The sequence below is a fragment of the Halomonas sp. PAMB 3264 genome (assembly GCF_031954245.1).
In the GTDB taxonomy this organism is placed as follows: domain Bacteria; phylum Pseudomonadota; class Gammaproteobacteria; order Pseudomonadales; family Halomonadaceae; genus Vreelandella.
The window spans coordinates 2793358-2807198 of record NZ_CP134866.1 but is presented as its reverse complement, the minus strand read 5'-3'; the positions used below and the strand labels follow the sequence as shown (position 1 = coordinate 2807198).

Annotated in this window: 11 protein-coding genes; 4 read left to right on the top strand and 7 right to left on the bottom strand. The window is 61.9% G+C overall.

Features of this window, described 5'->3' with window-relative positions:
* Positions 1–129: 129 nt before the first annotated feature.
* Both RN347_RS12720 and RN347_RS12715 read left to right on the top strand, forming a co-directional pair.
* Positions 130–630, top strand: coding sequence for a molybdopterin-dependent oxidoreductase (locus RN347_RS12720; RefSeq protein ID WP_311958457.1), 501 nt, complete (start codon positions 130–132; stop codon positions 628–630).
* A 23-nt stretch (positions 631–653) separates the two neighbouring features.
* The gene (locus RN347_RS12715) at positions 654–2906 is read left to right on the top strand and encodes an ATP-binding protein (RefSeq protein WP_311958456.1); all 2253 of its coding nucleotides are present in this window, start codon (positions 654–656) and stop codon (positions 2904–2906) included.
* On the opposite strand, the gene RN347_RS12710 is transcribed toward RN347_RS12715, so the two are convergent.
* The 6 genes from RN347_RS12710 to RN347_RS12685 all read right to left on the bottom strand — a co-directional run bounded on the left by RN347_RS12710 (position 2867) and on the right by RN347_RS12685 (position 10667).
* Positions 2867–4060: an EAL domain-containing response regulator gene (locus tag RN347_RS12710; RefSeq protein ID WP_311958455.1), complete on the bottom strand. Its 1194-nt coding sequence runs from the start codon at positions 4058–4060 to the stop codon at positions 2867–2869. The two genes, RN347_RS12715 and RN347_RS12710, sit on opposite strands and share 40 nt — an antisense overlap.
* Positions 4061–4184: 124 nt before the next feature.
* Positions 4185–5852: a methyl-accepting chemotaxis protein gene (locus RN347_RS12705; RefSeq protein ID WP_311958454.1), complete on the bottom strand. Its 1668-nt coding sequence runs from the start codon at positions 5850–5852 to the stop codon at positions 4185–4187.
* A 154-nt stretch (positions 5853–6006) separates the two neighbouring features.
* A complete protein-coding gene (locus RN347_RS12700) occupies positions 6007–7845 on the bottom strand; it encodes an ABC transporter ATP-binding protein (RefSeq protein WP_311958453.1) in 1839 nt (612 codons plus the stop codon).
* A gap of 85 nt (positions 7846–7930) precedes the next feature.
* The gene (locus RN347_RS12695) at positions 7931–9547 is read right to left on the bottom strand and encodes a gamma-glutamyltransferase family protein (RefSeq protein ID WP_311958452.1); all 1617 of its coding nucleotides are present in this window, start codon (positions 9545–9547) and stop codon (positions 7931–7933) included.
* 17 nt (positions 9548–9564) lie between these two features.
* A complete protein-coding gene (locus RN347_RS12690) occupies positions 9565–10095 on the bottom strand; it encodes a chromate transporter (RefSeq protein ID WP_263586461.1) in 531 nt (176 codons plus the stop codon).
* Complete coding sequence (locus tag RN347_RS12685; RefSeq protein WP_263586462.1) at positions 10092–10667, bottom strand: chromate transporter; 576 nt, start codon at positions 10665–10667, stop codon at positions 10092–10094. The genes RN347_RS12690 and RN347_RS12685 overlap by 4 nt, the downstream gene beginning before the upstream one ends.
* A gap of 191 nt (positions 10668–10858) precedes the next feature.
* Between RN347_RS12685 and RN347_RS12680 the strand changes: the two genes are divergently transcribed.
* Positions 10859–11527: a GntR family transcriptional regulator gene (locus RN347_RS12680; protein WP_263586463.1), complete on the top strand. Its 669-nt coding sequence runs from the start codon at positions 10859–10861 to the stop codon at positions 11525–11527.
* Between the two features lie 54 nt (positions 11528–11581).
* Positions 11582–12151: a DUF1415 domain-containing protein gene (locus RN347_RS12675; RefSeq protein ID WP_263586464.1), complete on the top strand. Its 570-nt coding sequence runs from the start codon at positions 11582–11584 to the stop codon at positions 12149–12151.
* On the opposite strand, the gene RN347_RS12670 is transcribed toward RN347_RS12675, so the two are convergent.
* Entirely contained in the window at positions 12129–13793 is a 1665-nt protein-coding gene (locus tag RN347_RS12670; protein ID WP_263586465.1) for a diguanylate cyclase domain-containing protein, read from the bottom strand. The two genes, RN347_RS12675 and RN347_RS12670, sit on opposite strands and share 23 nt — an antisense overlap.
* Positions 13794–13841 lie beyond the last annotated feature (48 nt).

Here is a 13841-nt window from a genome sequence, read left to right as displayed (position 1 = left end):
CGCTCTCGGCCAAAAGACGTATCTGTCATCGCGCCGAGCATATCGACACAAAGGTTCACAGTTAGGCGTTGAGCGGCCGATCTATAATCAAGGCTTGGAGATCCGCGTCTTACCAGGAGTCTTGACACCATGCGCTACCCGGTCGCCCTTGCCCCCGCGTTACTGTTACTCTCTTTATCGGCCGCTGGCGAAAATCTTGAGCCGCCCAAGGGGCCCGTGCTGCTCGTCGTGTCGGGCAATCTCGACAACACCAACGTCGGTGACGAGGCGCATTTTGATCGCGCGATGCTGGAGGCGCTCGAGCAGCACGACACCCTCACGCATACGCCCTGGCACGACGGCGCGGTCAATTTTTCCGGCCCTTTGGGCCGCGCGCTACTCGAAGCCGTGGGCAGCGACAGCGACCAGGTGCGGGTCACGGCGCTCAATGACTACGCGGCGACGATACCGGTCAGCGATTTCTATCAGTACGATGTGATCTTTGCGATGCGCGCCGACGGCGAGGCGCTTCGCGTACGCGACCAGGGGCCGCTGTTCGTGATCTATCCCTTCGACGATGATCCGAATCTTTTGAACGAACTCACGCTCACCCGCTCGGTGTGGCAGGTCAACCGACTCGACATCGAGTAAGCCCATACGGGAAGACTGCCCCGATGAAGATACTCCAGCGCTACTTTTCCAATGGGGCCAGAATCGCCACGTTTTCGGCGGTTCTTTTCTTTTTCTCGGCGCTGGCCACCGGTGGCATGATCTATTACCGCCAGTACGCGTTGGAAAATCGCCTGCTCGAAAATCTGCTCTGGTCCGCCTACCAGTTCGACCGCGAGGCGCGGGAGTTTCGGCTGGAGCTTTTACAGGCGGCCCCCGAAAGCGCCTCGGCCGAGGCGCTTTTGACCCGCTTCGAAATTCTCTATAGCCGGCAGATGCTGCTTCAACGTGGAGACATGGGCAAGGAGATCGACCAGGTCGATAGCCTGCGCACGCGGGTAGAGAATTCCCTGGTCGAGATCACGGCGCTGGATACGCTGCTGGAGGATCTGTGGGATAACCCGGAAGGCCTCTCGCCGGCGCTGCTTGAATCGCTGCGTGCTCGGGCAACGAGCCTGCAAGCGCTGACCGCGGAAGTACTGGTCGAAACCAACGCAAGCGTCGTGCAGGCACGCACCCAGGAGCGGGAGAGCTTGAACCGGCTCTATGGGCTTGCGCTGATACTGATTACGCTGTTGATGCTTTCCGGTGCCCTGCTGGTGCGGGCGCTGGTGCTCGAGGGGCGATCGAATCTGGCCAAGGCGCGGGCGCTGGAAAAGCAGAGTCTGGAGCTCAACGCGACCGCGCAAAAGGCGGAAACCGCCAGCCGCGCCAAGTCGGAGTTCATGGCGATCGTCAGCCATGAAATACGCACGCCGCTCAACGGCATCGTCGGCATGGCCGATTTGCTCACGGATGAGGTAAAAACGCCGGCGGCCAACGACTATCTGTTGGCCATCAAGCGAAGCGCCGAGAGCCTTCGCTGCGCGATCAACGATATTCTGGACTACACCAAGATCGAGTCGGGCTATCTGGATCTCAACGCCCAGCCCTTCGATCTGCATCAGTGCATCGACGAGCTCTGCTCCGGTTACGCGCTGCAGGCGCAGGCCCGCGCCGTGGCGTTCGATGCTACCCAAGCCGACGATCTGCCGCGCTTTGTTATAGGCGACCGCGCACGCATTCGCCAAATTTTGATGAACCTGATCAACAACGCGCTGAAATTCACCGAGGAAGGGTTCGTCAAGTGCGCGGTGACCGTCTCGGCGCCGGGCATGGTCTGCTTCGAGATTCGCGATACCGGCTGCGGCATCAGCGAGCAGAATCAGGCCCTGCTGTTTTCAGCGTTCTCCCAGGTCGATACGTCGATGTCTCGCCGCCACGAAGGCACGGGGCTGGGGCTTGCAATCTGCAAGCGGCTGGTCGAGTCGATGGGAGGCGAGATCGGTGTCATCAGCGTGGAAAACGTAGGCAGTCGCTTCTGGTTCACGCTGGCGCTGCCCACCTGTGAGGCGCCGGAGGTTTACGCTCCGCAAAGCGAGCAATCCTGCACTATTCAAAACCGACACATTCTGGTGGTCGAGGATAATCCGCTCAACCAGACCGTCGCGTGCCAAATGCTAGAGCGGCTGGGCCAGCGCGCAAGCATTGCTGAAAACGGTGAGTCGGCGCTTGCCCTGCTGGCCAAACGGCGCGACGACATCGATCTGGTGCTCATGGATATGCAGATGCCGGTGCTGGATGGGCTGCAAACCACCGAGCAGTGGCGCGCTCGGGAACGCGAACACGGGCTTTCACCTCTGCCGATCGTCGCCATGACCGCCAACGTCATGCCGGAGCACCGCGCACGCTGTATGCAAAGTGGTATGGACGACATGATTCATAAGCCCTTTACCCGCGACGAGCTGTACCAGATGCTCTGTCGCCACCTGTCGCCATCGCCTTTGTGTGAAGCGTCGAACGCGCGAACCGAAGAGGCGGCAAGGGCGAAAGAGAGGGCTTCTGCCGTGAGCTGCGTTGCCCAGCCGGATACCCGTGTGCTCGACCCGGATACCTGCACGGAACTCAAGGAGACGTTCGATGCCGCAGCGCTGAACACGCTTTTGACAACCTTTCTAAATCGATTGGACGAGCGCCGGGAAAAACTTTCGAGCCACTTGGCCGGCAAGCGACGCGAGGCGTTTCAACAGGAGGCACACTCGCTCAAGGGGGCGGCGTCATCGCTTGGCTGTTCGGCCATCGCCGAGTGGGCAAGCCAGATGGAGCGCCGGGCGCTCGAGGCGCCCCTGAAGGAGTTGAACGACGGGGTGGCGCGTCTGCCCGCCTTGAAAACGTTGACTCAGCAGGTGCTCGAGAAGGAGGGGGTAGTGGCGGGTTGAGCCGACTCGTGTGAGCGACGCTCCCCCAGCCACTGCTCAAAAGCCGCCGCGCTTTGCGGTCGGGCGAGGTAATACCCTTGCCCCATACTGCACCCCGCCTCGATTAGCAGATCGAGCTGCACTTGGGTCTCGATGCCCTCGGCGACGACTTCGAGCCCCATGCGTTTGCCCAGATCGATCACGGAAAGCGAAATCGCGCGCGCGGCGTCGTCCTGCTCCATCAATGAGACGAAGCTGCGATCCACCTTGAGCTCGTCAAAGGGAAGTCGGTAGAGCTGTCTTAGCGAGGAGTAGCCGGTGCCGAAATCATCGAGTGACAAACGACAGCCCAGATCGCGCAGCGCCTCCAGTACGTGGCGCGCATAGTTCAAACACTCTATTCCCACCGACTCCGTTAGTTCCAGCGTCAGGCGCGCCGGCCCCGTGACGTAATGGCTTTTGAGTCGCTTGAACGACTCGATGACGCCTTCCTCCTTGACGAAATCCGCCGGGACGTTGACGGCGACGTTCAAAGCCCAGCCCTTGGCCTGCCAGCGGACCTGCTGGGCCAGCGCAAGTTCGAGCACCTGCCAGGTCAGCGCGCCTATCAGACCATGCTTTTCTGCCATCGGGATGAAGCTATCTGGAAACAGCAGCCCAAGCGTCGGATGTTGCCACCGCACCAACGCTTCGACGCCTTTAATAGCGCCCCGCTGCAAATCCTGCTGGGGCTGATAGACCAAAAACAGCTCGCCGCCCTCGAGGGCTTGGGTGAGGTCCTCGGCCGTTGGCATCCCGGCCTTCGCCTCGAGCGGTGAAAGAAACGCCGGCAGGCCGGTCAGAAAGCCGGACTTGGGCAAAAAGCCCAGCATTTGCAGCCCCTTCGCTCGGCCGGCGTCGATGGCGCGGGTCACGTTCTCGGAGGCGCTGGCGCTAATCAGCAAAATCGCCGCGTTCAGGCGCAGGTCGTAGAGGTAATCGAGAATATCGAGACCGGTAAACTCGCCAAGCTCCAGATCGAGGAGAATAAGCGTCGCCTCGAGCAGCGAGGGTTGACGAACCAGTTCACCTAAACTGCCCACCGTTTCGACCGCGAAACCATGCTGCTCCAGCAGCAGTTTGCTCAGTAGCTGGACGTCCCTGTCGTCATCGATTACAAGCGCCGTAGCGGCCATACCCTGTCCTTTGAACGTTGTTCGTTATTGAATCCAATCGGCTGATGTTTGAATAAATTCAGTGCCCGAGATAAATGAGCGTTTGAAAGGGCAAACGTCACTCCCTGCTCCAGCGAGGCGGGCATCAAAAGGCGGTCCACTCGGGTTGGGCCGGCGCCGGCGAGAGGCGGCGCTCCAAAGGCCTGGAAACAGGCGGGGCGCTGGCAAGGGCGCGTGGTGTGGAAGCTTGTGACGGTGTCTCGCTGAGTTTGAATGCGCCCACCAACTCACCAAGTCGTGCCGCCTGAGCGCTAAGCTCTGCCGCCGCCGCGCTCGACTCTTCGACCATCGAGGCGTTGTGCTGCGTCATGCCGTCGAGCTCGCTCACCGCATCGTTGACCTGACCGATGCCCACGCTCTGCTCTCGGGCACCGGCGCTGATTTCTGCGATAACGTCAGAGACGCGCTCGATGCTTTTCACCATCTCTGCCATCAGCCGCCCGGTATGCTTGACCTGGCCAACGCCCACCTCGGTTCGGCTCATGGAGCTAGCGATCAGCGCGGCGATGTTGCTGGACGCTTCGCTCGAGCGGCTGGCAAGCATGCGCACCTCCTGAGCGACCACTGCAAAGCCGCGACCGTGCTCACCGGCACGCGCCGCTTCAACCGAGGCGTTGAGCGCCAGAATGTTGGTTTGAAACGCGATGCCCTCGATCAGCGTCACGATGCTGCTGATTTCCGACGACGACGCGCTGATGTCGTCCATGGTCTGCTCGACGCTCGCCATGGAGTGCTGGCCTTGCTGCGCGAGCTCGCGCGTGGAAAGCGCCAACTGATCGGCCTGTTGCGCCGAATCCGAGGCGGCCTTGACGACCGCGGCGATCTCCTCCATCGAGGCCGAGGTTTGCTGCAGGTTGGCGGCGGCCTGCTCGGTACGCGCGGAGAGTTCCTGACTGCCGGTCGCGATCTCCGTCGAGGCGTGAGTGAGGCTTGCGGTACTGGCGCTGACGCTCTGCAGCGTCTTGTCGATGTGGCGAATGAAACCATCAAAAGCGTGCGCCAGCTCGCCGATCTCGTCGCGGCGCTGGCTATCGATACGCGCGGTCAAATCGCCATCGCCGTTACTGATGTCATCGATGCGCCGGCTGATCTGACGAAGCGCCCTGGACATCATCCGAGGACCCATCACGGCAATCAGTGACGCGATGACGAACACCGCCAGGGCAAAGAGAAACGTCGCCATCTGCTGCGACTGGATACGCTCGACGACCGCCGTTTCGGCTTCGTAAATGGCGGTTTCGATGCTTTCACCTGCGATGTCATAAACGGCGCGTAGGTCGTTGAAGCGCTCGAGCGATTCACCGTTCATCAGCGCCAGTGCCTCGGTCAACTGGCCGCGTTGGTGCAGATCGAATACCTGCGACGCGCTCGAAAGCCAGGCACTGTAAAGCGCCTCGAAACCGTCGGTTTGCGATGTCAGCGCTGGATAGTCCTGCATCCGTTCGAGATAGAGCGCCATGCGCTCCTGGGCCTGCTGCGCGTTGTCGCGAAACTCGTCGAAAAGCTCGGCGGCGCGCGTTGTGCCTGCCGGCGTAAGCAGCGTCGTTACCTCGGCAAGACGTGCCTGGTAGAGGTCACGGTCGCCGTTGAGCGTGGCCGTCGAGGCAGGAATGTAGTGGTCGATAAACGTATCCAGACGATGTTTGACCGTGTTGACCAGCTGCGTGTCAGCCAGCACGACCAGAAGAAGCGACAGGGCGACGGCGATGAACACCAGCGCATACTTCACTTTTATAAGACGGAAACGGTTCATGAGAAATACTCATTAAGTAGGATATAATGAGTAGAAGGTAGTCTTAAAGTGTGAGTTATGGCGAGTGTTATACATCACTGTTCACACTTGTTTACCTTTTTGCGAGATTGAGTTGACAGGTGCGATATGACACCCCTCTTTCCCCCTCTTGATTCTATTGATAACCCTTTGCCTGCAAACGAAAAAGCTGCGCGTAGCGGCCATTTTCTGCCAGCAGCGCGTCGTGGGTGCCGCGCTCGATGATATGACCCTGGTCCATGACCAGGATCAGATCCGCGCTTCGCACGGTGGAGAAGCGGTGCGAGATCAAAATCGTCATCTTGTCGCGGCTGTGGGCGCGAAAGCGGGCGAAGACGTCGGCCTCGGCGGCGGCGTCCATGGCGGCGGTGGGCTCGTCGAGTACTAAAATATCCGCCTCCTTGCGCATGTAGGCGCGCGAAAGCGCTACTTTCTGCCACTGGCCGCCGGAAAGCTCCTGACCATTTTTGAACCAGCGGCCAAGCTGGGTCTGGTAGCCGGCGGGCATCTGTTCGATGAAACCATCGGCCAGCCCAAAGTGCGCCGCCTGCTGCCAACGGCTCTGGTCATCGAAGGCGTCGATGTCGCCCACGCCCAGGTTTTCGCCCACCGGTAGCTGATAACGCACGAAGTCCTGGAAGATCACGCCGACGCGTTTTCTTAACGTCTGCGCCTCCCAATCGCGCAGGTCGCTGCCATCGAGCAGAATGCGACCTTCAACGGGCGAGTAGAGCCGCGTCAACAGCTTGATCAGCGTCGTCTTCCCCGAGCCATTTTCGCCCACCAGCGCCAGGCTCTGGCCCGGTGCCAGGTGCAGCGAAATATCGCGAAGTACGACGCGCCCATTTGGGTAGGCGAACGTGACGCTCTCGAAGCGCAGCCCGTCACCGGGCACCTTGCCTTGGGTCAGCGTGCCGCCTTCTGCCTCGGTGGGGTGTTCCAGGTAGTCGTAAAGGTTGGACAGGTAGAGGTTATCCTCGTACATGCCGCTGATCGCGGTGAGAATGGCCGACAGCGCCGACTGGCCCTGCTTGAATACCATCAGGTACATCGTCATCTGTCCAAGCGTGATCGCGCCGACCACGGTTTCGAGCACCACCCAGCCGTAGGCGATATAAAACGTGGCGGTGCCCAAAAGCCCCAGCAGAAATCCCCAGCCTTCGCGCTTGAGGGTCAAAAGCCGATCCTCGGCGAACAGTCGATCGAAGATGGCCCGGTAGCGACTCAGAAACAGCGGCTCCAGGCCGAAGAGCTTGACCTCCTTGATACTGTCCTCGCGCGCCAGCACCGTTTCCAGGTAGCTCTGCATGCGCGTTTCCGGCGAGCGCCGGCGAAAAAGGCGAAAGGCATCGCCGGAGAACTTCGCTTCAGAAACGAACACCGGCACGGCGCCGGCGGCCAGAATCAACAGCGCCCAGGGCGAAAACTGCACCAGCAGCACGCTGAAGCTACAAAGCGATATCGCGTTTTGCAGAAAGCCGAAGGTTTTGGTCACCAGCGCCAGCGGCCGCGTCGAGGCCTCGCGCCGGGCGCGGGTCAGCTTGTCGTAGAGCTCGGAGTCCTCGAACTGGGAAAGCGATAGCGTGCCCGCTTTTTCCAGAATCAGCACGTTCACCTTCTGGCCCAGCAGCGCGCGCAAAAGCGACTGCTGAGCGGCGAGCCCGCGCTGAGCCAGCGCCATCAGCGCGATGATCAGCGCCTCGAGGGCCACCAGCCACAGCACCGGCGCCAGAATGATCCAAAGCACCGGGTCCTCGGCGGCTTCAAACGTCTGCATGGCGCCGACCACGCCGTCGACGATCAGCTGGCCCACCCAGGCCGCCACCGCCGGCAGCACCCCGGCCACCAGCGTGCACAGCGCAAGCCCTAGCGTCATCCAGCGCGAGGTGTCCCACACCAGCGAAAGCGCCCGCCGGCTGTAGCGAAACACGCTGAAAAAGCCGGCAATCGACGATGTAGAGCTCAACAGGGCCATGCGAGGCGACCACCCTTAACGCGGGGAAAAGCGCCATGATGCAACGCTTTGCCCCGGACCTCCAGGTGATCCTGCGCTTATGGGCTCAAAGTGGCAGCACCGCGCCGTCGGTGCGCGGCTCGGTCCCGCCCTGGAGCACGCCGGACTCGGCATTGCGCAAAATGATCTGGCCACGGCCGAAGCTGATCGAATCGGCGACCTTGACGATTTTATGCCCCCGCCGGGCAAGCGCCAGCGCCAGGTGATTGGGGAAGTCGGCTTCGACCTCGATGGTTTTACCTTCGACCCACTTCCAGCGCGGCATGTCCAGCGCCGCCTGGGCGTTGAGCCCATCGTTCAAAAGCCCGGTGACGACCTGCACGTGGCCCTGGGGCTGCATGTAGCCGCCCATGACGCCGAAGGGGCCCACCGCCTGATCGCCTTTGGTAATAAAGCCTGGGATGATGGTGTGGTAGGTGCGCTTGTGGGGGGCGAGCGCGTTGGCGTGGTCCGGGTCGAGCGAGAAGGAGCTACCGCGGTTTTGCAGGCTGATGCCGGTTTTCGGGACGACCATGCCCGAGCCAAAGCCGTGAAAATTGCTCTGAATGAACGACACCATGTTGCCTTCCTCATCGGCGGTGGCGAGATACACCGTGCCGCCCTGAAACGGGTTGCCGTGGGTCGGGTCGACAGCCTGCTCACCAATCAGCGCGGCGCGCGATTTCAGGTACTCGTCGCTCAAGAGCTGCTCGGTGGTGTGCGCCATGGCGCCGCGCTCGGTCAAGTGCTTGAAGCCGTCCATGTAGGCGAGCTTGGTCGCCTCGATGCGCCGGTGCAGGGTCTCGACCGTATCGCTGCTCTCTTCGAGTTGGTCGAGCATACCCAGCGCCTGCAGTACGATCAGCCCGCTGCCGTTGGGCGGAATCTCCCAGATATCATGGCCCTGGTAGCGCACGCCGATCGGGTCGACCCACTCCGGCGCGTAACCGGCCAGGTCTTCCTTACGCAGCAAGCCACCGTGTTCGCGAGAAAACGCATCGATACGCTCGGCGAGCTCGCCGGTGTAAAACGTCTGGGCGCGGGTCTCGGCAATCGCCCTGAGGCTTTCGGCGTGGCCGGGGGAGGCCCATATCTGGCCGGGCTGCGGCGCGCGGCCGTTGGGCGCGAAGGTGTCGAACCAGGCCGTAAAAGCGGGGTCATCATAAGCGCCGTAGGTATGAACCGCCTCGGCCCACATCTGATGAATCACCGGGGTGACTGCAAAACCCTCTTCAGCAAGCGCGATGGCCGGTGCCAACAGCTCGGCAAAGGGGAGCCTGCCAAAGCGCTCGGACAGCGCCGCCCAGGCGGCCGGGGCGCCGGGAATGGTGACCGGCAGCATGCCGTGACTCGGTATCCGGTCATGGCCCAGCGCTTTCATCGCCTCGATGGTGGCGGCCTTCGGCGCCTGGCCGCTGGCGTTCAATCCGTGCAGCTTCCCGTTCACCCAGACGATCGCGAAGGCGTCGCTGCCGATGCCGTTGGAGGTAGGTTCCACCACGGTCAGCGCAGCGGCGGTGGCGATCGCCGCATCCACGGCGTTGCCGCCTTGCTGCAAAATGGTGATGCCCACCTGGGCGGCCAGCGGCTGGGAGGTGGCCACCATGCCGCGCTTGCCAAAGGTGGTCATTCGCCGCGAGGCGCTGGGGTAGTAGAGAGCGTCATGATGAACGTCGTGTTGCATATCGAAATCCTTGTGAATCAGCCCAGCAGAAGGGCGCCGTAGAGCAGCGCGCCGAGCACCACAAACGCCGGATGGACGTTTAGCCACACCAGCGCCGCAGCGGCTACGGCGCCGATGATCAGCGTATGAACGAGCCCGGCGCTCTCCATGCCTTCCAGAAAGAAGCCCAGGGTGAGCCAGGCCATCATGACGGCGATGACCGGGCGCACCCACTGGCTCATGCGTTTGACGCGCGGCGATTCGCGGTGGCGGTAAAGAAGGCCGAGCGCCCCGAGCATGAGCAGAAGCGACGGCACCACGGTGGCCAGCACCGCCACCAGCGCCCCCAGGGCACCGGCGACCTCATAACCGATGTAGCCGGCCATCTTGGTGGCGATAGGGCTTGGCAGCGCGTTGCCCAGTGCCAGGGTTTCGGCGAAGCCCTGGGAGGTCATCCAGCCGTAGCGGCCGACGACCTCGGCCTCGATCAGCGGGATGATGGCCGGGCCGCCGCCATAGCCAATGATGTTGGGAATGAAAAACGCCAGAAAAAGCTCCCAGTAGATCATGCGGACTCCTCCGGAGGCTTTTGTCGAGCGGCGTTTGGCTTGCGCTTGGGCGAAAGGAGCGCCGAGGCGAGCAGGGCGCCGATGATGAGTCCCGGGTGGACCCCGAGCCCATAGATCAGCCCGCCGGCCACCAGGGCGATGGCAATGCTTATAAGCCAGCCAAGCGAAGCTTTGGATTTTTCCAGAAAGTCCCAGGTCAACTGACCCATCATGATCATGACCACCGGAATCACCGCTTGGCCCATGCCGCGAATCCAGCCGACATCGCGGTAGCGGCTGAACACGCCGAGCATCACGATCATGGCGACGATCATCGGGCCGATCACGGCCAGCACCGACATGAGACATCCTGCCGTGCCGCCTACCCGGTAGCCGATATAGCCCGGTATCTTGGTCGCGATCGGGCCGGGCAAGGTGTTGCCGATCGCCAGAACGTCGGCAAACTCTTCGTCGGTGAGCCACGCGTGACGCTTGACCACCTCGGCGTGGATCAGCGGAATCATCGACGGTCCGCCGCCGAAACCGAAAATGCCCACGCGAAAAAAGGCCCAAAACAGTGCCAGTAGTGTCATCGAAGTGATCGCTCTTGTACGTCGTCGTGTTGTCGAAGGCTTTTGAGAAAAGCGGTGCGCCCTCGTTAAAGGCGTTTTATCATACTATTTATAGAAAAATCGATTATTTTAAAAGCGGATTATCCCGACGATTTTTATCATCGCGTATGTTGTGTCATCACGTATTTGTATTAATGGCGGGAGAGATCACCATGAAAAACGATGCGCTGCCATCTAGCGGCACGGCTTCGAGCCGCATTTTTGAGACGCTGCGTCAGGATCTGGTGCGCGGGCGCTTCGCCGCGGGGGAGAAACTGGCGATCAACGCGCTGAGAGAGCGCTATCAGGTGGGGCTTAGCCCGCTGCGCGAGGCGCTGAACAAACTCGCCGCGTTTGGGCTGCTGGTGCAGGAGAACCAGCGTGGTTTTCGGGTGCCCGGGCTTAGCGAAGCCGAGCTCGAGGATATCACGCGGCTTCGCCTCGAGCTCGAGGGCATGGCGTTCGAGCGCGCCATCGCCCAGGGCGACGCCCAGTGGGAGGCGGACCTGCTGGGCGCGGCTCACCGGCTCAAGCGCGCGGATAAAACCCAGGACATGGGCGAGGCCTGGGAGGCGCTACACACCCGGTTTCACCGCACGCTGGTCGCCCCCTGTGGCTCGGCATGGCTGATTCGCTTCATCGAGCAGCTCCACGACCAGTTCGACCGCTACCGCCGGCTGGGCGCCAACCCACCGGTGATCCGTCAGCCGCTGGACGATCAGCACCAAAAACTGGTGGAACTGGCGCTTGCCCGCGACGTCCAGGCCGGCCGGGAGTTGATGGACGATCATATTCGCCAATCTTTTGAGGTTGCGCTGGCGCACTACCGCCAGCACACGTAGGCTGGCGGCTATAACGGGCAGTGACGACAGAAAGTGATAATGGAAGAGGGCGCCATGGCGGTAACGGATGAGGTAGTAATCGAGCAAACGCTTTGTTGGGTACGAACGTTTATCGTCGCGCACGATATTTGCCCCTTCGCCAAGCGCGAGCTCGACGCGGATCGCGTGCGGGTGCAGGTGGTACGCTCCAAAAAGATCGAAGTGGCGCTCGAGGAGCTGGCTGCGGAGCTCGACTGGCTCACCCATCACGACGAGGTCGAAACCACGCTTCTGGTACTGCCGACGCTGTTCAAGAGCTTCGATCACTACCTGGATTTTCTCGAGCTCGCCGAACATCTGGTCGAGGAGCTCGGCTTCGAAGGTATCTTTCAGCTGGCGAGCTTTCACCCGGATTACTGCTTCGCCGATGCCGACCCGGAAGACGCCGCCAACTACACCAACCGCTCGCCCTACGCCATGGTGCACATCCTGCGCGAGGCGAGCGTCGAGAAAGCGATCGCGTTCTATGGCGATACCGACGCGATTCCCGAGCGCAACATCGAGAAGCTCTCGGCTATGGGAAGCGATGCCGCCCAGAGTGCGCTCGAGCGGTGTCGTGGCGCTAGCGGCCGGGGCGATGAATGACCAGCCGGTGCTTGCCCTGGCTTTTCGCCGCGTAGAGCGCGTTATCGGCAAGCTTTAGCACCGTCTCGATGTGCTCGCCGTGGTGCGGCCACCAGGCCGCGCCGAGGCTACAGCCGACGGTGGCCGTTTGCCCCTCGGCGAGCTGAATGGGGCGCTCGATGGCATTGAGCAGCCGCCTTCCCACTTCATGGGTGAGCGGTTCGAGATACTCCGGCTGCGTCTTGAGCACCATGACGAACTCGTCGCCGCCCAGGCGTGCTACCACATCGCCGCTTCGCAGCGCGTTTTTCAGCCGGTTGGTGATCTCGATGAGCAGCAGGTCGCCAGCATGGTGGCCAAGCTCATCGTTGACCCGCTTGAAGCCATCCAGGTCGATGTACATCACCACCATGTTCTGTAAATGGCGCTGCGCTTCGGGCACGGCGTGCTGCAGGTACTGCATCAAGAAGGCGCGGTTGGGTAGGCCGGTCAGCGGGTCACTATTGGCCAAATCCTCCAGCCGGCTGATGGTCTGGCGCTGATCCGACAGCCGCCCCACCATCTCGCGCAACGAAACGGAAAGGCGCTTGAATTCGCTGGCGCCGCGCTCCAGCGGGATGATGCCCGCCTGATCCCCCTCTCCGATACGGTCGGCGGCTTGAGCCAGGCGCTTGATCGGCGCCACGATGAAGGAGGCCCCGCACCATCCGACCGCCGCGAACACGACCGCCAGCAATAGCCCGATGCTCATGATCGCCGCCTGAAGCCGCTTGGCAGGGGCGAAGGCGTCGCTCACGGGCTGGCGACTGATCGCCACCCAGCCAAGCCCTTCGAAATCCTCGAAGCCGCCGCTTCTGGCGTAGCCGGTCACGTAGCGCTGGCCGTCGGGCCAGGTTTCGACCGCCCAGCTAGGCGTGGTGTTACCCGGTCGAGGAACGTATTTGAGCGAATTCAGCGAGCGGCCCAGCAGCTCGTGTGGGCCCAAAAGCACCGTGGCGTCGCTCGAGAGCAGCAGCAGGTCGGCGTCCTGCTGCTTTTCGGCGGGCGCGAGTAGGGTGCGCTCGATGTACTCCGCCCACTCCCAGCTCAAATGAACGGCGAGCACGCCGCTGAACTCTCCTCTTCGGTCGTGCACGGGGGTGGCGATATCGACGAACTTGAGCGCTTCGCCGGTGGGGCTGGGAAGCAGGCTTGCCAGCATGACCGCTTCGTGCACATCGCCCACCCAGGGCCGGTGCTGACCTTCGACGAACACCGGGCGGTGGGCGATGGAGAGGCCCTCGAGAATGCCGTCGGTGGCCACGCGCACCGTGCCCTGGGTATCGGTCAGCCCGATCCACGAAACGATATTGAAGCTATCCTGCAGGCGTTCGAGCTGGCGTCTGAGCACGTGCGGCTGCGTATCGCGGCCAAGCGTTTGTATGGCTAACAGCAGGTTCACCTGTTTGATGCGCGCGTCCATGCTGCGATCGAGCATGTTCACCATCTGGTAGGCGGCGCGGGAAGAGGCCGAGCCGATATGCGCTTCGAGTTGCTGAGCCGACTCCCTTGAGGCGACCCAGCCCAGCATGAGCGTCGTCGCGAACACCAGCGCGGCGATCAGGGCGATAAAGCGCGTGCGCAGTGAAAAGCGCGAGGACCACTCTGCGAAAAAATGCCCCATGGGAGAACGTTGGCCAGCCGGTTGATAAGAGCAGGCCACATTTGGCCG